At 71.8% G+C, this 21656-nt stretch carries 15 protein-coding genes; 5 read left to right on the top strand and 10 right to left on the bottom strand.

The features are described from left to right. The first annotated feature begins 50 nt into the window (after window positions 1–50). Entirely contained in the window at window positions 51–1130 is a 1080-nt protein-coding gene (locus tag LN042_RS05570) for an aminopeptidase P family protein (RefSeq protein ID WP_230049042.1), read from the top strand. Between the two features lie 170 nt (window positions 1131–1300). After that, window positions 1301–2932 carry a CDP-glycerol glycerophosphotransferase family protein gene (locus LN042_RS05565; RefSeq protein WP_230048956.1) on the top strand — a complete coding sequence of 544 codons (1632 nt, stop codon included), beginning with the start codon at window positions 1301–1303 and terminating at the stop codon, window positions 2930–2932. A 97-nt stretch (window positions 2933–3029) separates the two neighbouring features. Here the strand turns inward: LN042_RS05565 and LN042_RS05560 are convergent, their stop codons facing one another. Both LN042_RS05560 and LN042_RS05555 read right to left on the bottom strand, forming a co-directional pair. After that, window positions 3030–5174 carry an NB-ARC domain-containing protein gene (locus tag LN042_RS05560; protein WP_230048955.1) on the bottom strand — a complete coding sequence of 715 codons (2145 nt, stop codon included), beginning with the start codon at window positions 5172–5174 and terminating at the stop codon, window positions 3030–3032. Between the two features lie 62 nt (window positions 5175–5236). Continuing rightward, window positions 5237–5731, bottom strand: a complete 495-nt coding sequence (locus tag LN042_RS05555) for a PaaI family thioesterase (protein WP_230048954.1) — start codon at window positions 5729–5731, stop codon at window positions 5237–5239. Between the two features lie 85 nt (window positions 5732–5816). On the opposite strand from LN042_RS05555, the gene LN042_RS05550 reads away from it, so the two are divergent. From LN042_RS05550 to LN042_RS05540, 3 genes are all read left to right on the top strand, one after another. Beyond that, window positions 5817–6314: a winged helix-turn-helix transcriptional regulator gene (locus LN042_RS05550; protein ID WP_230048953.1), complete on the top strand. Its 498-nt coding sequence runs from the start codon at window positions 5817–5819 to the stop codon at window positions 6312–6314. A gap of 58 nt (window positions 6315–6372) precedes the next feature. Next, window positions 6373–7209, top strand: coding sequence for an SAM-dependent methyltransferase (locus LN042_RS05545; RefSeq protein WP_230048951.1), 837 nt, complete (start codon window positions 6373–6375; stop codon window positions 7207–7209). A gap of 158 nt (window positions 7210–7367) precedes the next feature. Then, window positions 7368–8498 (top strand): site-2 protease family protein, encoded by a 1131-nt coding sequence (locus LN042_RS05540; RefSeq protein WP_230048949.1) that lies wholly within the window; start codon window positions 7368–7370, stop codon window positions 8496–8498. Between the two features lie 171 nt (window positions 8499–8669). Here the strand turns inward: LN042_RS05540 and LN042_RS05535 are convergent, their stop codons facing one another. From LN042_RS05535 to LN042_RS05500, 8 genes are all read right to left on the bottom strand, one after another. Continuing rightward, window positions 8670–9776 (bottom strand): hypothetical protein, encoded by a 1107-nt coding sequence (locus LN042_RS05535; RefSeq protein ID WP_230048947.1) that lies wholly within the window; start codon window positions 9774–9776, stop codon window positions 8670–8672. A 443-nt stretch (window positions 9777–10219) separates the two neighbouring features. After that, on the bottom strand, window positions 10220–13249 hold the full coding sequence (locus LN042_RS05530) for an alpha-mannosidase (protein ID WP_230048945.1): 3030 nt from the start codon (window positions 13247–13249) through the stop codon (window positions 10220–10222). Window positions 13250–13273: 24 nt separating this feature from the next. Beyond that, window positions 13274–15013 (bottom strand): glycoside hydrolase family 35 protein, encoded by a 1740-nt coding sequence (locus LN042_RS05525; RefSeq protein ID WP_230048943.1) that lies wholly within the window; start codon window positions 15011–15013, stop codon window positions 13274–13276. 40 nt (window positions 15014–15053) lie between these two features. Then, window positions 15054–17012, bottom strand: coding sequence for a glycoside hydrolase family 5 protein (locus LN042_RS05520; RefSeq protein ID WP_230048942.1), 1959 nt, complete (start codon window positions 17010–17012; stop codon window positions 15054–15056). Between the two features lie 115 nt (window positions 17013–17127). Continuing rightward, window positions 17128–17970: a carbohydrate ABC transporter permease gene (locus LN042_RS05515; RefSeq protein ID WP_230048940.1), complete on the bottom strand. Its 843-nt coding sequence runs from the start codon at window positions 17968–17970 to the stop codon at window positions 17128–17130. A 5-nt stretch (window positions 17971–17975) separates the two neighbouring features. Beyond that, window positions 17976–18962, bottom strand: coding sequence for a carbohydrate ABC transporter permease (locus tag LN042_RS05510; RefSeq protein WP_230048938.1), 987 nt, complete (start codon window positions 18960–18962; stop codon window positions 17976–17978). Then, complete coding sequence (locus LN042_RS05505) at window positions 18959–20176, bottom strand: ABC transporter substrate-binding protein (protein ID WP_230048936.1); 1218 nt, start codon at window positions 20174–20176, stop codon at window positions 18959–18961. Before LN042_RS05505 ends, LN042_RS05510 begins: the two co-directional genes overlap by 4 nt. 222 nt (window positions 20177–20398) lie before the next feature. After that, a complete protein-coding gene (locus LN042_RS05500) occupies window positions 20399–21556 on the bottom strand; it encodes an ROK family transcriptional regulator (RefSeq protein ID WP_230048934.1) in 1158 nt (385 codons plus the stop codon). Window positions 21557–21656: the final 100 nt, after the last annotated feature.

Here is a 21656-nt window from a genome sequence, read left to right as displayed (position 1 = left end):
GGCAGGCCGCAGTGCCGACCCCCTTCACCACCCAGGACTTCGCCGACCGGATGACCCGGGCCGCCCAGGCCGCCGCCGGCGCCGGGCTGGCCGGGCTGGTCATCACCCCGGGCCCGGACCTGGTCCACCTGACGGGGTACCAGCCCACCGCCGTCACCGAGCGGCTCACCGCCCTGGTGCTCCCCACCGACGGCGTCGCCACCCTGGTGGTGCCCAAGCTGGAGCGGCCCGACGCCGAGCACGCCACCGGCGCCCCGGCGCTCCAACTGGCCGACTGGACCGACGACATGGACCCGTACCAGGTGCTCCGCCCGTTGCTGGACCCGGCCGGCCGCTACGGCATCAGCGACTCCGCCTGGGCGATGCACCTGCTGGGCCTCCAAGCCGCCTTGCCCGGCAGTTCCTTCACCTCGCTGACGAGTTCACTGCCGATGCTGCGCGCGGTGAAGGGCGACGACGAACTCGAGCGGCTGGCCGCTGCCGGCGCGGCCGCCGACGCGACCTACCAGGCGATCCTGACCGTGCCGTTCGCCGGCCGCCGCGAGTGCGACATCGCCGCCGACCTCGCCGCCCGACTGCTCGAATCCGGGCACAGCCAGGTCGACTTCACGGTGGTCGGCTCGGGCCCCAACGGGGCCAACCCGCACCATGAGGCGGGTGACCGGGTGATCCGGCCCGGCGACACCGTGGTGCTGGACTTCGGTGGTCTCAAGGACGGGTACGGCTCCGACACCACCCGGACCGTGCACGTCGGCGCGGACGTCGCCGAGCAGGTGCGCGAGGTCCACGAGGTGGTGCTCCGGGCCCAGCAGGCCGCGTTCGAGGCCGTGCGCCCCGGGGTGGCGTGCCAGGAGATCGACCGGGTGGCCCGGGCGGTGATCACCGAGGCCGGTTACGGCGAGTACTTCATCCACCGGACCGGTCACGGCATCGGCATCACCACCCACGAGCCGCCGTACATGGTCGAGGGCGAGGAACAGCCCCTGGTGCCCGGCATGTGCTTCTCCATCGAGCCCGGCATCTACCTGCCCGGCCGCTTCGGGGTCCGGATCGAGGACATCGTCACCGTCACCGGGAGCGGCGGCCGTCGTCTCAACAACACCCCGCGCGAGCTGGCGATCGTCCAGTAGCACGTGACTGGGTAGGATTGCCGTTCGAACTTTGATTGACGGCGTCGGACGGCTACGATTGACGGTTTCCAGCAGGCAGCAGGCAGCAGGCAGCAGGCAGCAGGCAGCAGGCAGCAGGCAGCAGGCAGCAGGCAGCAGGCAGCGGCGCCACGGCGCTGCGTTGCCGTTCGGTGCTGGTTGCCGTCCGCTCGGCGACGGCGCTGCACCGGCTGCTCGACGTGCTGCCGGTGTTCGACGGTGACGACCGGATAGCCACCCGCTTCACCCTGGTGCCCGGCTCCGACTTCGACGTCGACGCCCTCACCGCCCTGGAACACACCGGCGCCCGGCTGATCCCGTGGAACGAGGCCCGGCACGGCAGCCACGACCTGGTGCTCACCGCCAGCCCCAAGGGCGCGGTGTGGGCGCTCTCCGGCCCGCGCGTGCTGCTGCCGCACGGCGCCGGCTTCAACAAGGCGATCAGCGGCGACGGTTCGCCGGGGATCCCGTCCGGACTCGATCCGCACTACCTGCTCGCCGACGGCGAACCCTGGGCCAGCCTGCACGCGTTGGCCCACGGGGACCAGCTCGCCCGGCTCACCGAGCACTGCCCGCAGGCCTCGGCCCGGGCGGTGGTGGTGGGCGACCCCACCCTGGATCGGATCCTGGCCTCGGCGATCCGCCGGGAGGACTACCGTGCCGCACTGGGCACCGGCGATCGCCGGCTCGTGGCCCTCACCGCGAGCTGGGGTCCGGAGTCCCTGCTGGCCCGCCGCCCCGGACTGCCGGCCGAACTCGTCGGCGCCCTGCCGCACGACGACTACCAGTTCGCCCTGGTGCTGCACCCCAACGAGTACAGCAGGATCGGCGAGTTCGACCTCGCCCGGCAGCTCGCGCCGGCGCTGGCGGCGGGCCTGGTCCTGGCCAGGCCCCACCAGGAGTGGGCCGCGCTGCTGATCGCCGCCGACGCCGTGATCACCGACCACGGCTCGACCGCGTTGTACGCCGCCGCTCTGGGCCGCCCGGTGGTCGGCGCCTACGACGGGGGCGAGGAGTTGGTGCCCGGCAGCCCGATGGCGGACCTGCTGGCCAAGGCGCCCCACCTGGTCGGCCCCGCCGACCTGCCCGAATCCCTGCGCCGCGCCGTCGCCCAGGACAGCCGCACGATCGCCGACGCCGCCTTCGCGCTGCCGGGCGATTCGCTGGCGCGACTGCGCCACGAGCTCTACGGGCTACTGCGGTTGGAGCCGCGCAGCGGCACGCCGACGGCTCGTCAGCTGCCACCGCCGGTTGCCGTTCCCCATCCGCCGTCGGCGTTCGCGGTGCTGGTCCCCCGGCTGACGGGCCATCGCATCACAGTCGAGCGCTACCCCGCCCACCACTCCGGCCCCGTCCACCACCGGGCGGCCGCGCATCCGGACGCCGGCCTGCGGCAGGTGCAGAGCGCGGCGGTGCTGTGGCGCCGTGCCCGGCGAGACTCCGTCCCCACGACTGCCAACGGCGCCTGGACGGCGGCCGGTTGGACGGCCCGCGTCCTGGAGGAGCTGCCCGGGCGACGCACCGCCGCCGCGATCCTCGACGTGGACCGCTGCCTGATCCGGCACCACCGGGCCGGGCTCGTCACCGTCCGCATCGAGCCCAGCCGGGCGGACGGCCGGGTCCGGCGCGCGGACCCGACGGCCGTGGTCTCCGCCGTACACGCCTGGCTCGGGGCCAACTCCGAATGGACGGGGGCGACTTCACTCGACTGCACGGTAGGCGGACTGACCGTGCGGGTGGAGCTGACCACTCCGGATCCCGCCGACCTCGACCACGAACTCTGACAGGGGCCGAGCCGGCTTCCGCCAGGCCCCCGGAACCCCGGCCTCGCCGGCCACCGCCAGCACGCCCGGCCTCCGCCCGAGCCCCCGGAACGCCTGATCAGGCCTCCGCCAGACCGCCGTAGCGCTCGGTCAGCAGGCGCGCCGCTGTCCGGTGCCGCTCGGCCGCCGCCGGGTCACCTGAGGCGTCCGCGAGACGGGCGAGTTCCTCCAGAACGCGCACCTCCTCGCTGCTGGAGCCGCGTTCGCGTGCCGCGACCAGCGCCGCCCGCGCGAGCGCCGACGCCTCGTCGATGCGGCCCAAGCACCGCAGCGCCCGGGCCAGTTCGAAGCCGGTGCGGGCAGTCATCCGCTCCCGTTCCTGGGCACGGGCCGCCTGGTGAGCCGCCTCGAACAGCTCCGCCGCCCGCTCGTGGTCCCCCGCACCGAAGGCGGCCTTGCCGAGCTGATACGTCTGCAGCAGCACACCATAGGCGTTGCCGATCGCCTGGTGTCCGCGCCTGGACTGCTCGAAATCGGCCGCGGCGCCGGCCCAGTCGTGCCGGGCGAGCTTCAGCAGACCGTGGAACTCCACAGCGGAGGCCTTCAGTTTGCGGTCCTGCGGGTCGTCGCCCAGGCCCTCGGCGGTGCTCAACGCCTGGCGCAGTTGCTCGGCTGCGGCATCGAAGAGCTCCTGCTCCCAGAGCGGGCGCGCCAGTTGGCACCGCATGCGCACCATCAGGCGGCGGTCCTCGAGGCGGTCCGCGGCGGCGACACCGGTGCCGAACGCCTCGATGGCGTCCGCGTAGTGCGGGTGGTCGAGGAAGTGCGTCCACAGCGGCTCGCAGAGCGCCGCGGCGTCCTCGTGCCGGCCGGAGTCGTACGCCGAGCGGACGCAGCCGTACAGGGCCAGGCGGTGGGCCTCCAGCCAGCGGAGCGCGTCGTTCTTCCCGTCGAACTCGACGTCGGGCACATCGGGGAGGGCGGATTCGAGCTGCGCGAACGTCATCCGGCGGCCGGCCGCCAGTTGGTCCGCCCGGGCCGCCTGGCGCCGGTACCAGCGGACCAACCGCCCGCGCGCCCCGGCTCGTTCCGTCCCGTCCGGGTCGGCCTGCCGGGAGCGGCGCTCGGCGTGGCCCCGCAGCAGGTCGTGCATGCGGTAGCCCTCGGGTCGGTGCTCCAGGAGTCCGGCCCGCTCCAGTTCCTCCAGCGCCTCCTCGGCCGGGAGCAGGCCGGCGCCGAGCAGCGCGGCGGCGGCCTCGGCGCTGACCGCGGGGGCGGGGAACTGCGGCAGCACCCGGTAGAGCCGGGCCGCCTCCGGGCCGAGACCGTCGTAGGCGGCGTCCCAGACGGCCTCCACGACCGGAACTCCCCTCTCGCGCAGGTCCACCGTGAGGTCGGCGACCAGCTTGCTCAGGCTGCGCCGCCGGTACTTGCGGGCCCACCGCCCGGCGACGTGCAGCGCGGCGGGCAGGCCGCCGCAGCCGCGCGCCAGCTGCAGCGCCGCGTCCGGCTCCGCGGCCAGGCGCTCGTCGTCGACGAGTTGCCGCAGCAGCCGCACCGCGTCCGCCTCAGCCAGTGGCCGCATCGGCACCTCCACCGCGTCGACGCCGGGCGGATCGGGGAGCGCGCCGTGGCCGGCCACGATCGCCATGCTCCCCGCCGATGCCGGGATCAGCAGTTCGACCTCGGTGTCGGAGGCGGCGTTGTCGATCAGCACCAGCAGGCGCTTGCCGTTGGTCCGGCTCCAGTACTGCTTCTGGCGGCCCGCGGGTGACCGCTGGAGCCACTCGGGCGCGACGCCGAGTCCGGTGAGCAGTTCGGCGTGCACGTCGGCGAGCTCCACCGCGCCGTCCCGGCGGAAGTCGTCGAGGTCGACGTACAGCACGCCGTCGGGGAACCGGTCCCCGAGTGCGCGGCCGACCTCGAAACTCAGCGCCGTCTTGCCGATCCCGCCCATTCCGACCAGCGTCACGACCCGCGGCCCGCGGTCCCCCGGTCGGGTCTCGGCCGCGCGCCGGATGCGCTCCTGCTCCGCCTGGCGGGCGACGAAGAGCCGGAGCGCGGGCGGCAGTTGAAAGGGTGGGCCAGCCTCCGGCGGCGCCGCCGCCTGGATGTGCTGGTGCAGCTCCCCGATCTGCTGGGCCTGCACCAGCGCGCCCACCCGCGCCTGCCCGCCCACGGTGTTGTGCGTCCCGCCGGGACCTGCCCCGCCATCGTGCGTCCCGCCGGGTCCTGCCCCGCCATCGTGCGTCTCGTCGGCCACGCCCCAAACCCTACGCCCCAGCAGGTCTCCTGACGTGGCAACAGGCGATTCCCGCTGCCGGTTCAGCGCGGCAGCAGCGGGAAGAGCATGCAGCTGCTGGTGGCGTGCGCCAGCAAGCGGTCGTCGCCGTCGAGGAGTTCGGCCTGGGCCAGGGCGGTGCGGCGCCCGTGGCTGAGCACCGTGCCGACCGCGCGGACCTTGCCGGTGTCCACGGTCATCGGGCGCAGGAACTTCACCGTCAGGTCGAGCGAGGTGTAGCCCGTGCCCTCGGGCACGAGCGAGTGCACCGCGCAGCCCGCGGCCGAGTCGAGGAGCGTGGCGTAGACGCCGCCGTGCACACTGCCGATCGGGTTGTAGTGCTCCTCCCCCGGCTCCATCGCGAACACCGCGCGCCCGGCCGCCACCTCCTCCAGGCCGAAACCGAGCGTCGCCATGATGGGTGGAAGGGGAACGCGGCCGGCGAGCATCTCCTCGAGGAACGCCAGTCCGCTCAACCGACCGGCGGCGGCCGCGGTCTCCCTGGGGTCCTGCCATGCGAACGTGCGCGACCTGCTCATGACCACCTCTCTGCTGACTTCGTATCTCGAAGCTAGCCACTGCCATGACTGGGTGTCAATCATGAAGCCAGCCTAGGATTGGCCCATGGACTGGCTGGAGTTGAGCACGGACAACTGCACCGTGCAGCGCGCACTCGCGCTGATCGGCGAGAAGTGGACGCTGCTGGTGCTGCGCGACGCCATGAACGGCGTGCGCCGATTCGACGACTTCCGCCGGCACGTGGGCCTGTCGGAGGCGGTGCTGGCGGACCGGCTGCGCAAGTTGGTCGCCGCCGGGATCCTGGAGAGCGTCCCCTACCGCGAGCCCGGTCTGCGGACCAGGCACGAGTACAAGCTCACGCCGAAGGGCTGGGACCTGTGGCCCGCGATGATCGCCCTCAAGCAGTGGGGCGACCGCTACACCGCCGACCCGGCCGGCCCGCCCTGGGAGGTCGGCCACCGGGACTGCGGCGCCCCGCTGCAGGTCACGGTCGGCTGTGCGTCCGGCCACGAGGCCTTGACACGGTTCCAGGCCGAGGGCCGGCTGGGAGCATCCGCGCGACGGAGGTCGGAGCATCGAGGTGATGGCGTGTCACCTGCGTGATCATCAGGTTGGCTACACTTCGACGACCAAGGCTTGAGCACAAGGGGAGGGCTCGGGGATGAACGCGGACGATCCGGGGCAGGAGACACCGCCCAGCACGCGGATCCGGCAGGACATACCGCACAGCGCCCGTATGTACGACTACTTCCTCGGCGGCAAGGACCACTTCGCGGTGGACCGGGAAGCCGCCGAACGGGTTCTCACGGTGTTCCCGACCATGAAGACCGCGGTCTGGGCGAACCGCGCGTTCATGCACCGGGCCACCCGGGCGCTGGCGGAGCGCGGCCTGTCCCAGTGGCTGGACATCGGCACCGGCATCCCCACCTCGCCCAACCTGCACGAGGTCGCGCAGTCGGTCGTACCCGGGGCACGGGTCGTCTACGCGGACAACGACCCGATCGTGCTGGCGCACTCCCGAGCACTGATGACCAGTTCGCCCGAGGGCCGGACCGCCTACATCCACGGCGACGTGCGCGACCCGGACACCATCCTGAACGCCGCGCCACTGGCCCGGACCCTCGACCTGGGCCGGCCCGTGGTGCTTTCGCTGATCGCCCTGCTGCACTTCGTCCCCGACCTCGACGAGGCGCGCGACATCGTCGAGCGGCTGCTGAAGCCGCTGCCGCCCGGTTCGGCCCTGGTCCTCTCGCACGCCACGGCGGAGCTGGACCCGGCGGGCGCCTGCCAGGTGCAGCAGATCTACAACCAGGTGGGCACCACGCTCAAGCTTCGCCCCGCCGCCGAGTTCGCGACCTTCTTCGAGGGCCTGGAGCTGCTGGAGCCGGGGATCGTGCCCGCCCACCGCTGGCGTCCCGACGGCGACACCGACCGCCTGCCCGCAGGAGTCACCGACGCGGCCGTCTCGTTCTACGCCGGGGTGGCCATCAAGCGCTGACCAACGCAATCAGCTTCTACCTGCACGGCGACACCGCCGAGAGGAGCACGCCGGTGCGGCGCGCCCGGTGGCGGCCGCGCCGCCCATCGGGGCCGAAGGGTGAAGACTGGAAGCGTGGGCCGAGCCGACCGCTCGGCACGACGGGACCTGGTGTTGAGATGCGCGGTACCGCCTCGCTGGGCAGGATCTTCGGCGTTCCGCTGCGGATCCACTGGAGCGCGCCCGCGCTGATCTTCTTCTTCGGTTACGGCCTGGCCGCGCAGACCCTCCCGGCCTGGGTGCCGGGTCGCTCCGCCACCGCCTACGGCATCGCCGGGGTGATCGGGGCCGGGCTGCTGGCCGTGAGCCTGCTGCTGCACGAGACCGCCCACGCGCTGACCGCCCGGCGGGCCGGCGTCCGGGTCGACGACATGACCGTCTTCGCGCTCGGCGGTGTCACCCGGATGGGTCGGGCACCGAGCCCGCGCGTCCAGTTCACCGTGGCCGGCAGCGGACCACTGACCAGCCTGCTGCTGGGCGGGCTGTTCGTCGGGGCCGGGATCGGCGTCGACACCCTGCACTGGCGGCTGCCGGCCGCGGTGCTGCTGTGGGCCGGCTGGGCCAATCTGCTACTCGGCGTGTTCAACCTGCTGCCCGCCGCGCCGCTGGACGGCGGCCGGCTGCTGCAGGCGCTGGTCTGGCGGCACGGCGGCAACCGGGAGGGCGCCGAGCGCGTCGCCGGTCGCGCCGGCCAGGCCGCGGGCCTGCTGATGGCGGCGGGCGGCTTCGTCGCGGTGCTGCGCGGTGACGCGGCCGGCATCTGGTTCGCGCTGGTCGGCCTGTTCGTCTGGTCCTCGGCGCTGGCCGAGGTCCGCCGCGCCGCCATGGTCACCGCGCTGCGGGGCGTGCGCGTCGCCCAGGTGATGACCGCGCCCGCGGTCGCCGGGCCGGACTGGCTCAGCGTGGACCGCTTCCTCGCCGACCTGAGCACGCGCGCCCGGCAGCGCGTGGTCGCCGTGCTCGACTTCGACGGCCGACCGAGCGGCCTGGTCGACCTGGCCCGGCTGGCCGCGGTTCCGATCGCCCGGCGCCCCGAGGTGCGGGTCCGCGAGCTGGCCCGCCCGCTGCGCGAATGCATCGTCGCCGCGCCCGGCGACGACCTCCTGGACGTGCTGGACCATGCGGCCACCCAGCCGCCGATCCTGGTCCTGGACGACGGCCGTCTGGTCGGGCTCGTCACCATGGACGACATCGCCATGGCGGTCCAGCTGCGCACTCCGGCCGGCCCGGGGGCGCCCAGCGAGCCCTGAGCCGGGCCGGCCACCCGGGCCGGCCCGCGCGCGGCGGGTCGGCGGACGGCGGTCGGCCCGGGCGGCGGGTTGGCCCGGGCGGCGGGTCGGCACGGGCAGCGCGCGGAGCACCCCGGGCGGGCCGAACGGCTCACCCGGGGTGCTCAGGGATCGACGGGTGCTACCCGGTGATCAGGGGACGATCGGGTGCGAGATCTCGCAGCCGCCCGCGCCGCCGTTGTAGTCGTTCGCCCAGGTGCCCTGCATCGCGAAGGAGCCGGTGGCGAAGGTGACGTTCTGGGCGCCGCCGACGCCGCCGGTGCCCTTCCAGGCACACTTGTCGGCGTTCTCCTGGCCGGTCGAGTCGGTCCACCCGCCGGCCGGGTTCTGGTCGGTGACGGTCTCGGCGTACTCGTGGCCGTAGACCATGGTCACGCCGTCCAGGGTGCCCGCGCTGCCGGCGTTGACGTAGTTCTCGCCGCAGGAGGTGCCCATGTCCGTCACGTAGGGGTCGTTGGTGAACGCGACGTCACCGTACGGCGAGGAGGCCGCGCCACCGGAGAGGGTGGTGTCGCCGTTCCAGTCGTGCCAGGCGCAGAACTGGCCGGTGCTGGTGTTGAAGCCGTCCGGGTGGGTGCCGGTGGGCGACAGGATCACGTACTGCACGTCGCGGTTGGCGGCGGCCGTGGTGTTGCCGAAGTGGCCGGCGGCCTTGATGGCCTCGTTGGCGAGCTGGTTGCCGGTGGCCTGGTTCGGCGCGGCGGCCGACTCGTCGACCCAGACGCCGGCCAGCGCGCCACCGGTCGGGTAGGCGACGTGGGCGGCGGTCGACGGGCAGCTGGTGGCGCCGCCGGCGATGCCCTCGCAGTACTGGGTCATGACGCCGGACCATGTCTCACCGTTGGTGCCGAGGCCCTTGAAGAGCTGCTGGGCGCGGACCGCGATGCCCATCGGGTCACCGGAGAGGGTGGTGTAGCCGTTGGCGTCGGTGCCCTGGGTGCCCCATTGAGAGCCCTCGAAGACCAGGTAGACCTTCTGGGCGCCGGTGGTGACACCGATGCCGTCGACGCCGCCGCCGTACTTCAGGTTGGAGGTGCGCTTGCCCGCGGTGCTGCCGGCCGGGGCGCCCTTCGCGGTGATGACACCGTGCCGGTAGGGGTGGCTCGGGCCGGCCAGCTCGCTGCCCGGCTGGTTGGCCTGGGCCGGGGTGGCGGCGAAGGCGGCACCGGCGAGCGCCAGCACACTGAGCGCGGTCAGCGCCTTGGCCCGCGACGAACGGTTCGTGGGGGACATGCCCATGTGGGGGAGCCTCTCTCCTGCTGTCCGCGCCGGGATGGGGGCGCGGCGGCAGCATGTGGGGACGGGGAACAGGTAGCCGTGCGGCGCCCGATCGGACGTCCACACATCGGCACGGGTTTCAGCTGCCCGAAAGTCCTGACGAACTGACGGGCCGCAGTGGGGATTTGACAACCCTGCCGACCACCTGGCACGCGTTAGCAAAGCAGAGGCGGTGAATGGCCGTCAATGACGACCGCGCAGAAAAAGATTGCAGGTCAACGCAACGGAAAACGGATCGGCGGGCCGTCGCCGGTCAATGCGCGTAGCGCGATGTTCAATAACAGTAAAGGCTGTTGCTCCCAACAGTTTTCGAAGGATTCAGACTGTTCCGGCGCGGCATTCGGTTCGCCCTCCGCGCTCCCATTGACGAGTGCGGCGCAGCCGCCCGGGCGGCGCGGCTGCGGTCAGGCCTCGGCGCCGGGCCGCAGCCGGAGCGTGAGGATCTGGAACGGGCGCAGGGCCAGGAGCACTTGGCGACCGCCGACCGGGAGGGGCGCCTGGTCGAGGTCGCGCTCCAGCAGGTCGGTCGGGGTTGCACAGGCCAGTGGGAAACCGGCGGTCAGGACGGCCCTGGCTCGTCCGCCGTGGGCTTCGTACAGGCGGACGACGACGTCGCCGGAGCGGTCGTCGGCGAGCTTGACCGTCTCGACGACGACGGCCGGGTTGTCCGTCGCGACCAGCGGTACGACCCCGGCCGAGCCGGTGACGACGCGTTCTTGCTGGTTGAACGCGTAACCTTCGCGGACAGCGTCGGCGATGTCGGCACCGACGACGAGCCCGTAACGCAGCCGGTGGCGGCCCCGGTCGGCCTCCGGGTCGGGGAAGCGCGGCGCCCGGAGCAGGGAGAGCCGGACCGTGGTGGTGGTCCCGCCGTCGGGGCGGACGTCGCGGGTGACCTCGTGTCCGTAGGTCGAGTCGTTGACCACGGCCGCACCCCAGCCCCGCTCGCCGACGTGCAGGAAGCGGTGGGCGCACACCTCGAACTTGGCGGCGTCCCAGCTGGTGTTGGTGTGGGTGGGGCGCTGGACGTGTCCGAACGGGATCTCCGCGCTGGAGTGGTCGGCCCGCACGTCGAGCGGGAAGGCGGCCTTGAGCAGTTGCTCCGTCTCGTGCCAGTCGATCCGGGTGTCGATGTCCAGCCGCCGGGAGCCCTCGGCCAGCGAGATCAGCTGCTCGACGCGGGAGTCGCGGTGCGTCCGGACGACCCGCACACCACCGTCCTGCGCGGTCACCGACTCGGCGTCGAGCAGGTCGTGGACGGTGTTGCGGTAGAACTCGTCGATGTCCCAGGCGTCGTACTCGTTGGGGAAGTCCTGGTGCAACTGGAGCAGGTTGGCGGCGGTGCCGGGGGCCAGGGCTTCGCGGTCGGCCGCGAGGTCGTGGACGGAGACCACCAGGCCCCGGCCGTCGATCCGGATCCGGACCAGGCCGTTGTCCAGCACGAAGCCGTCCTCGCACGGCACCGGGGCGACGGACCGGCCCGGGGGCCGGGTGCGCAGTGCGGCACCGAGCGCGGGCACGCCGTCGCGGGCGTGGGGGGCGGCGTTGAAGACGACCTGCTGGTCGCCCTCCCCGGCCAGCGCCCGCTGCGCGGCGTCCACGATCCCGCCCAGTTCGGCGAGCACGTCGGCATGGGCCTGCTCGGCCTCCTGGTGCACCCAGCTGATCGAGGAGCCGGGCAGGATGTCATGGAACTGGTGCAGCAGCACCGTCTTCCACAGGCGGTCCAACTCCTGGTACGGGTAAGCGAACCCGGTGCGCAGGGCGGCGGTCGCCGACCACAGCTCGGCCTCCCGCAGCAGGTGCTCGCTGCGCCGGTTGCCCTGCTTGGTCCGCAGCTGGCTGGTCAGCGTGCCCCGGTGGAACTCCAGGTACAGCTCCCCCACCCACACCGGCGCGTCGGGGTACTCGGCGTGGGCCCGTTCGAAGAAGGACGCCGGGCTCTCGATCACGACCCGCGCCGAACCCTCCAGGTCGGCGAGCCGCTCGGCGCGGGCCAGCATCTCCCGGTTGGGACCGCCCCCGCCGTCACCGTAACCGAACGGCATCAGCGAGCGGTTGGCCGCGCCCTTGTCCTGGAAGTTGGCCACCGCGAGGGCGACCTCCGCCCCGGACACCTCGCAGTTGTAGCTGTCCACCGGCGGGAAGTGGCTGAAGACGCGGGTGCCGTCGATGCCCTCCCACCAGAAGGTGTGGTGCGGGAACTTGTTGGTGGTGTTCCAGGAGATCTTCTGGGTGAGGAACCAGCGCACCCCGGCGAGCTCCATCAGCTGCGGCATGGCCGCGTTGTAGCCGAAGGTGTCGGGCAGCCACATCTCCTCGGTCTCGACGCCGAACTCCTCCAGGTAGAAGCGCTTGCCGTGGACCAGTTGCCGGGCCAGCGCCTCACCTCCGGTGATGTTGGTGTCGGGCTCCACCCACAGGCTGCCGACCGGCAGGAACTGCCCGCCGGCGACCTTCTCCCTGACCCGCTGGTAGATCCCGGGCTTGTGCTCCTTCAGCCAAGCCAGTTGCTGCGCCTGGGACATGACGAACCGGAAGCCCGGGTGGTCGTCCATCAGCTGAACCACGTTGGAGACGGTCCTGGACACCTTGCGCACCGTCTCGCGCAGCGGCCACAGCCAGGCGGTGTCGATGTGGGCGTGCCCGACGGCGGACAGCCGGTGCGCGCTGGGCGCGGCGGGCGAGGCGAGCGCGGGCGCCAGCACGGCGCGCGCGGCGGTGGCGCTGCCGGGGATGTCCCGCAGGTGCACCGCGTCCAGTGCCCGCTCGATGGTGGTGAGCAACTGCCAGCGGCGCGGCTCGAGTTCTGGCAGTGATCGCATCAACTCGCCCAGCACATCCAGATCCTGGACCAGCTCCCAGACCTGGCGGTCGAGGACGGCGAGGTCGGCGCGGAGCACCCGGTAGAGCGGCTCCGGGTCGGGGCCGCCGCCGGTCAGCCAGCCGGGGCGGTCGCCGGCCCGGGTCGGGAGGTGGTCGTCGCACAGCACCGGGTTGGCGGCGGCCTCGATGTAGTAGGTGAACTCCTCACCGCCGACGGCGCTTTCGGCGACCGGTACCCAGGCGTTGCGCGGGTGGAGAGCCTTGACCACGGTGCCGTCGGCGCGGTGCACCAGGCCCTCGGCGGAGAAGCCCGGACCGGTCTTGTTGAAGCCGATGTCGAGCACCGCCTCGACCCGCTGCCCGGCCCATTCCTCCGGCACCCGGCCGGTGATCCGGAACCAACTGGTGGACCAGACCGGCCCCCACCGGTGGCCCACCGCGATCGGCCGGTAGGGAGCGGCCAGCGCCTCGGCCACCGGCACCGGCTCGCCGGGGACGTCCCAGACCTCCACCCGGAGCGGTACGGTGCGGCCGTGGACGGCGGGCCGGATGCGCTCGTTCAGCACCCGGTCGAGCCGGTCCTCGGTGAGGCGTCGCTTGCTGTGCACGGTTTCTCCGTCCGGGTAGGTGGATCAGTCCTCGGTGGGCCCGAGTCCCTGCTTGTCCCGCAGTTCCACCCAGCTGGTCGTCGAGGCGTGGAGTTCGAGGACGGTGATGTCGTTGCGGCCGGCCCGGAGGACGGGGGCGGGCACGTAGAGCGTGGTCTGCGGGCCGCGCGACCAGTACCGGCCGAGGGCGAAGCCGTTGACCCAGACGTGGCCCTTGGTCCAGCCGTCGAGGGCGAGGTGGCCGTCGGCGGGCTGCTCGAGCTCGACCTGCCCCCGGTGGAAGGCGGGCCCCACGGCGGGCTCCCCGGCGGAGCTGAACTCCAGGTCGTCCAGGCGGTCCAGCGGCAGCGGACGGCTGGTCCAGGCTGCCGCGGGCTCGCCGTTGAGAGTGACCTCGCCGAGCAGTCCCTTGCGGTCGTGGATCCCGGGCCCGTAGTTGACCCGGCCCTGGTTCTCCACGAGCACCGCCAGCCGGGCACCGGGCCGCGGCGCGGTGAAGGCGAGCGCCTGCTCGTGGCTCTCGCGCTCCAGCACCCCGACCGGCTGCCCGTCCACGAAGACCTGTGCGCGGTCCCGCACCTGGTCGACCCGCAGCACCACCGGGCCGGCCGCCGGCAGGACGGTCTCGTAGAGGACGAACCCGAAGGACTGGCCGAGCTCCTCCATGGTTCGCGGCCGGTCGGCCGTGACCGCCTCACCGAGCAGCTGCGCCTGGTCCAGCAGGCCTGCGCGCTCGGTGAGTTCGACCCGGACGGGGGCGAGCTTCGTGCCGGGCGCCGGCGTCTCCTCGTCGGGCACGGGCGCGTACTTGGCGATGACCCTGCGGAAGGCCTCGTACTTGGGCGTGGGATCGCCGGCTTCGTCGAGCAGCGCGTCGTAGTCGTAGGAGGTGGCGGTGGGCCGGTAGACGCCCTTGTCGTTGGCTCCGTTGGTGAAGCCGAAGTTGGTGCCGCCGTGGAGCATGTAGATGTTGACCGAGGCTCCGGCGGCGAGCAGCCGGTCGAGGTCGGCGGCCGCGTCCTCGGGGTCCCGGGTGACGTGGATGCCGCCCCAGCGGTCGAACCAGCCGATCCAGAACTCCGAGCACATCAGCGGGCCTTCGGGCTGGTGCCGGCGCAGCTCGGTGAGCCCGGCCTCGACCCGGCTGCCGAAGTTGGCGGTGCGCAGCACGCCGTCCAGGCCGCCCCGGGCGAGGTCGGCCGGCTGGTCGCAGGTGAACAGCGGGACGTCGACGCCGTGCCGGCGCAGCAGTGCGGCCGATTCGGCGAGGTATTCGGTGTCGCTGCCGTAGGCGCCGTACTCGTTCTCCAACTGCACGGCGATGACGGTGCTGTCGAGGTGGGGCCGGACCGCCGCCAGCAGCTGCCCGAGGTACTCGTCCAGTGCCGTCATGAAGCGCGGGTCGCGGCTGCGCAGTTCGATGTCCTGGTCGGTGAGCAGCCAGGAGGGCAGGCCGCCGCCCTCCCACTCGGCGCAGATGTAGGGGCCGGGCCGCAGCAGGACGTGCAGGCCCTCGGCGGCGGCCAACTCGAGGAAGTGGGGCAGGTCGAGACCCGCGTCCAGTCGGAACTCGCCGCGGCGCGGGGAGTGCAGGTTCCACGGGACGTAGGTCTCGACCGTGTTGAGCCCCAGCAGCCGTGCCTTGTGGAGCCGGTCGGCCCACTGCTCCGGGTGGACGCGGAAGTAGTGCAGTCCGCCGGAAAGGATGCGGAACGGTCGGTCGTCGAGACGGAAGCCGTCTGCGGCGATCTCCAGTCGTGGCATGGCGTGGGGGCTCCTCAGGGTGTGACTGATCAGAGGTTGGTCAGCTCAGCGGGCGGCAGAGCAGGGCGTCGGGGACTCCGCCGTCGTTCCAGTTCCAGGTGTAGGCGACGCCGGCGACGTACTCGTTGTCGGCGCACTGGCCCTTGTAGTAGCCGGGTGCCCAGTCGCTGGCGTTCGAGCCGCCGCTGGTGGGGCGGTTGTCGGCGTGGTCGAACCAGACGTCGTGCCCGGCGGTCGGCAGGGTGCGGGCGGACGGCGCGCAGAGCAGGGCGGCCATGGCGTTCTTGTTGACGCTGTAGCCGACCGCGTAGGTGTTGTCGGGGCACTGCAGCTTGTTGTAGCCGGCCGCCCAGTCGCCTTCGGTGACGTAGCGCTCGTCGGTGACGGTGGTGAACGGCCCGCCCGTGGTGGCGGGTTCGCCGGCGTCGGTGCACAGGCCGCGACTGTCGCTGCGGCCCAGGCCCACCAGGCGTTGGGTGTCCGGGCAGTTGCCCTTGCGGTTGCCGGCGGACCAGTCGCCCTGGGCGAGCATCCTGCTGGAGACGTCCTGGTCGCCGAAGTCCAGGTCCAGCATGTTCCAGTGGTTCACCTGCGGGATCTGGCCGGTGGTGCTGGGGGCGTCGACCAGCTTGTTCCAGTCGGTGGCCCGCCAGTCGCCCGGGTCCTCCATGCCGAGCCGCTTGCCGGTGGTGTCGTAGGACAGCAGCGCCCAGTTGTCCTGCGGGTTTCCGTTGGCGTCGGTCCAGCCGACCAGCGGCCAGATGGAGAAGTCGGTGTCGTTCTTCACCAGGATGTCGGTGAAGTTGTCGAACCAGGCCTGCTCCTTGGTGTCCGTGGAGCCGCGACCGGCGGCACCGAACTCGCTCACCCACACGGGGGCGGTGAAGTGCTGGCCGGACTGGGTGACGAACAGGGCTTCCTGGTTGACCACCTGGGCGAGCTGGTCGGGGGTGAAGTCCTCGTAGCGCGGGTCGCTGGTGACGCCGAGGCCGCTGGTGGCACCGGAGTTGGCCGGGCCGGTGTAGGCGTAGAAGTGCGCGGAGTACACCAGCTTGCCGGAGTTGATCAGGGTGTTGGAGAGGTTGGCGACCGGGGTGAGCATCGGCCGGCTGTGCGGGGTGATGGCCGTCGGGATGCCCTGCCAGTTGATGCCCTCCATGATGATCAGCATGTCGGGGTCGGCCTGGAGGATCTTGTTGCCGGCCTCCTCGAAGGCGGCGTACTCGTCGTGGCTGTCACCCATGCCCCAGTTGGGGTCGTCCAGGGTGTCGCGCCGGACCTCGTTGCGCAGGTCGGCGCCGACCACGCGCTTGTTGTTCTTGTAGCGGTTCACCATGAACAGCCAGTCGTCCTCCCACTGCTGGGTGGTCTGGCCGCTGTTCCAGCGCTCGTTGCCGTCCAGGCCGCAGCAGAACCGGTAGCTGGTGGTGTGGTTGTTGAGGATCACCGCGAACCCGTCGCCGGTCAGCGCGGCCACCACGGCGTCATAGACCTGGAGCGGGGTCATGCCCTTCAGCTGTGGGTTCGCCGCCACCGCCGAGTCCGGCACGGTGCCGGTGTCGTGGATCAGCGCGTTGGCGAACGGCAGCCGGATGCTGTTGATGCCCAGGGCGTGGAAGTCGGCCAGGATCTGCGCGATCGGCTTGCGGTCGAGCCCGAGCGGGATGTTGTGGGACACCTGGCCGGCCTGGTTGTTCGCCGGGTCGTTGACGTCCCCGCTGCCTTCCCAGGTGCCCTGCGCGCCGGACCAGTTGCCGGCCTGCAGCTTGAACCGGTTGCCGTTCGCGTCGACGATGTACCGGCCGCGGGTGCTGAGCGGGCCGGTCCAGGACGCGGAGAGCTGGGCACCGGTCAGCGCGGTGGGGGCGGTGCTGGTGGCTGCCTGGGTGACCGGCGCGGCGCCGGCGCACGGGGCTCCCGCGAGTACCAGGGCGGTGACCGCGACGGCCGCCGGCAGCAGGCGGGCGACGGGTCTTCTCCCGATGGAAGCGCTTCTCATGGTCTTTCCCTCCTAAGGAGTGGGATTGAGGGAGTGGTGGGGCGGTGCGGACCGGACCGACGATCCGTAGTGGGGGTACGGGTCGGCGGTCCGGGGCAGGTGGGCTCGGGGCGGCTCAGCCCTTGAGACCGCTGGTGGCGATGCCCTCGACGATGTAGCGCTGGGCGATCAGGAACATGACCACGAGCGGGGTGACCGTCACCACCGCGCCGGCGAACAGGCCGGGCAGGTTGATGGTCTGCGAGGTGAGGAAGGTGGACAGCGCGATCTGGGCCGTCCAGGCGGACGGATCCTGCCCGACCACCAGCGGCCACAGGAACGCGTTCCAGCTGTCGATGAAGGAGAGCGCGCCGAGCGAGGCGAGCATGGCGCCGGAGGACGGCAGTGCGATCCGGCGGTAGAGCCCGAACCAGCCGAGGCCGTCCAACCGTCCGGCTTCCTCGATCTCGCTGGGGAACTGCAGGTAGAAGTTGCGGAACAGCAGCACCGCGAACGGGTTGAACAGTCCGGGGGCGATGATGCCCCACAGCGTGTTGATCCCGCCGAGTGATCCGACCACCACGAAGGTGGGCACGAAGGTGACCGAGCCCGGGATCATCAGGGTTGCGACCACCAGGGCGAGCACCACGCCGCGCCCCGGGACCGGGATCCGCGCCAGGGCGTACCCGGCGGCCGAGGCCAGCAGGGTGGAGACCGGCGCGGTGATCCCGGCGATCAGCAGCGAGTTGCCCAGTGCCTGGCCCATGTGCAGGGTCGGGTCGGAGAACAGCGCGGTGAAGTTCCCCCAGTGCATGGTGGACGGCCACCAGGTCCAGTGCGGCGAGGTCAGGCCCTTGGTGTCCATCAGCGCGTTGCGCAGCATCAGGTAGAAGGGCGTCAGGAAGACCACCATCAGCAGCCCGGCCACCAGGCCGCGCACCGGTCGCCGGGCGATCCGCAGCGCCTGTCGAGTCGTCATCCCGCTCATCCTTCGTTCCTGCCGAAGCCGGTGATCCGGCCCTGGATCAGGGTCACGCCGACGATCAGCGCGGTGAGCACGAAGGCTCCGGCCGACCCGAGGCCGTAGTCCTGATCTCCCATCGCGGTGTTGTAGAGGTACACCAGCGGCGTTTGGACCGGGGCCGTCCCGGTGCCGCTGAGCCCGCTGCTGAACAGGTTGTAGAACTCGTCGAACGCCTGGAAGGCGGCGATGAACTGGAGCATCAGGACGGCCACCGAGGTGTTGCGCAGCATCGGCAGGGTGATCCTGCGCAGCAGCCGCAGGCCGGTGGCACCGTCGAGTGCCGCCGCTTCGTAGACGTCGCGCGGGATGCCCTGGAGGCCGGCCAGGAAGAGCACCATGTAGAAGCCGACCTGGAGCCAGAGCCGCATGGTGACCAGGACGATCCAGTACAGCGGCGGGTGCGTGCTCTGGATCCACGGGACGGCGGACATCCCGAACCAGCTGCCGATCATGTTGGCGATGCCCGAGGGCAGGCCGTTGAACAGGCACATCTTCCACAGCAGCGAGGCGGCGACGTAGGAGACCGCGGCCGGGATCAGGAACGCGGTGCGCAGCACTGCCCGGCCGCGCCGGATCCGGTGCACCAGCAGGGCCAGACCCAGGGACCCGGCGAAGGTCACCGGCACGATGAAGAGCGTGAACAGCAGGATCTGCAGCAGCGAGTCGCGGAAGGCGGCGGCGGAGAGCAGCGTCTGGTAGTTCGCCAGTCCCACCCAGTGGCCCAGCGCGATGGTGCCGCGGGCCTCGCTGAGGCTGAGCAGGAAGCTCCAGCCGATGGCGACGTACTTGAAGACGCCCAGGCCGATCAGCATCGGCCCGGCGAGCAGGGCGAACGCCCCCCAGGCGCGGCGGTCCGCACGGGGGCGGCGGGCCTCGGCCGCCTTGTTCGCCGGCCGCCCCGGCGGGCTGGGGAGCCCGCCGGGGCGGGTGGGGGATGCCGTGCTCATCCGGCGAGCTGCTTGTCGATGTCGGCCTGGGCCTGCTTGGCCGCGTCGGTGAGGAGCGCGGCTGCGTCTCCCCCGGTGACGATCTTGGCTGCCGCGTTGTTGAACGCGGTGCTCACCGCGGTGTCCCAGGTACCGGGGTTGGTCCGGCCGTACTTGGTGGCCAGGTCGACGATGTCCTTGGCAGGCCCGCTGGTGAGCTTGTCGGCGGAAGCGGCGACCGAGTTGCGCGGCGGTATGTGGAGGCCGTAGCCCTGGGCCCAGTCCTTCGGCAGGTCGCTCTGCTGGATCCACAGCCACTGCACGTACTTCTTGGCCGCGTCGACGTTCTTGCCCTTGGCGTTCACGACGCTGGTCCAGCCGCCGACCCGCACCACGGGGGTGCCGCCGGCCTTGAAGGCGGGCCACGGCAGCACACCGAAGTCGTCACCGAGCGCGGTCTTGATCGCCGGCAGGGCCCACAGGCCGCAGTACTGCATGGGGACGACGTTCTGGGTGAAGGCGGACGGGTCCCACCAGTCGGTGGTGAAGCCGAGCTGGATCGACTGGTCGTCATGCAGGCGCTTGAGACCGGCCACCGCCTCGATGGCCTGCGGCGTGGCGAAGGCCGCCCGGCCGCTCTTGACCAGGTCGCCGCCGTTGGAGAGGACGGCCAGGACCGGGGTGTCGCCCAGGCCGTCGTTGCCGATGAACAGGCCCTTGCCGCTCTTGGTGGTCAGTGCCTTCGCCGCGGCGACGAGGTCGTCGTAGGTCTGGGGCGGATTGATGCCGGCCTTGGAGAGCACGCTCTTGCGGTAGTAGAGCATGATGACGTCGTCGATCATCTTGACGCCGTAGGGCTTGCCGTCGACCGTGACCTCGTCGAGATCGGCCTTGTTGAAGTCGGACGCGGCGCTGCCGTAGATGTCGTCGAGCGCGGCCAGCTGACCCCGCCGGGCCATGCCCTCGTTGAAGTCGCCGATCTCGAAGACGTCCGGCGCGGCCGCGGTGAGCAGGGAGGAGTTGAGCTTGCTGCTGTAGTCGCCCGGGACCCAGGTGACCTTGACGGCGATGTCCGGGTTGGCCTTGGTGAAGGAGGTGGCGTAGCGCATCGCGGCCTGCTGGGTCCCGGCCTCGCCGTAGGCGTGGTACCAGACGTTCAGGGTGGTCTTGGCGCCGGACGAGGACCCGCCGCCGGGGCTGGTGCTGCAGCCGACCACGGCTCCGGCGACAACCATCAGGGATCCGCCCAGGAATCCTCTGCGGCTAAGATGGGTTCTCTGTGCGCTCATTTCGCATCCTTAATGCTCGGGTGGGTGAGGGTACGGCTCGTCGTCCGGCGTGACCGGTGTCCGACGTTCACAGCTGGCAGGCGGTGACGGACACCGGCCCCCGCCGGAGGCGAGGTCGGTGGTTCAGAAGCCCGGCGGTTCTTCGGGCAGCGGGGGTTTGACGGCTGCTCAGGGAAAGAGCGCCTGGATGGCGGTGACGGCTCCGCCGCGGGCCCATTCCTCCCACGGCAGTGGACGCAGGGTCAATGGGCACTTGGCCGCGGCCTTGAAGCCGTGCGCGGTGTACGCCTCCTTGATGTGGGTGCCGAAGAGGTCGTAGGTGTCGAGCCCCTCTCCGGTGACCACGACGCGTTCGGGGCCGAGCAGGTTCACCAGGGTGGCGATGCCGGTCCCGATCGCCCGGCCGGCCCGGACGAAGGCCCGCTGCGCGACGGGGTTCCCGTCGCGGGCGAGTCGCACGGCGCCGTCGAAGTCCAGGTCCGGATCGCCGACGGCGCTGCGGACGCCGTCGCGGACCGCGTCGGTGGACGCGATGGCCTCGACGCAACCGACCGCGCCGCAGTGGCAGCGCGGGCCGGCGGGATCGACGCAGATGTGGCCCAGCTCACCGGCGACCCCGTAAGCCCCGGCCACCAACTCGCCGTTGACGACGAGTCCGGAGCCGATGCCCGCGCCGATGGTGACCAGCGCGAAGTACTCGGTTCCGATGCCCTCACCGAACCAGTGCTCGGTGACGGTCAGGGCCTTGACGTCGTTCTCGATGCTCACCGCCAGGCCGGTCGCCTCGGCGACCGTCTCGCCGAGCGGCACGTCCTGCCAGCCGGGGAGCACGGAGTAGCGCACCCGGCCGCGGCGGCGGTCCACGTCACCGGAGACGGCGATCCCCAGGTGTCTGCTCCGTTGCCTGAACTCCGGTTTGGCATTGAGCAGTTCGTCCACCATCTCGGCGATCAGCGCGCACACCGAGGCGGGGTCGCGCTGGTCGAGTCGGCGGTGGGCGGTGGTGCGCATCCGGGCCCGCAGGTCGCAGACCGTACCGTACAGGGCGTCGGCGCTGATCTTCACACCGACGAAGAACTCCCGGTCCGGGGTGACCGCCAGCGGGTTGACCGGGCGGCCGGCTCCCGGGGCGGTGCGCTCCGGTGGGAGCTCGTGCAGGTAGCCGTCTTCGATGAGCGGTCGCGCCGCCTTCGTCACCGCGGTTGAGGACAGCCCCGTCCGGCGGGCCAGTTCGACCCTGCTGAGCGGGCCCTCGGCCAGCAGCAGAGCGAGGATGGTCGTCTCGGCCGGCGCGGTGACCAGTGGATGCGCATGGTTCGGAAACACGGCGGCAACGTACTCGTAAATAAATAACTTTGTCCAGTATTGATTTTCCGCTCGGGCCGGACCTACGCTCTGGCGACCTTCGTGTCACCGCCGGAGCCCT

The sequence above is a fragment of the Kitasatospora humi genome, assembly GCF_020907985.1.
In the GTDB taxonomy this organism is placed as follows: Bacteria; Actinomycetota; Actinomycetes; order Streptomycetales; family Streptomycetaceae; genus Kitasatospora; species Kitasatospora humi.
This window is presented reverse-complemented; position numbering and strand designations above follow the sequence as displayed.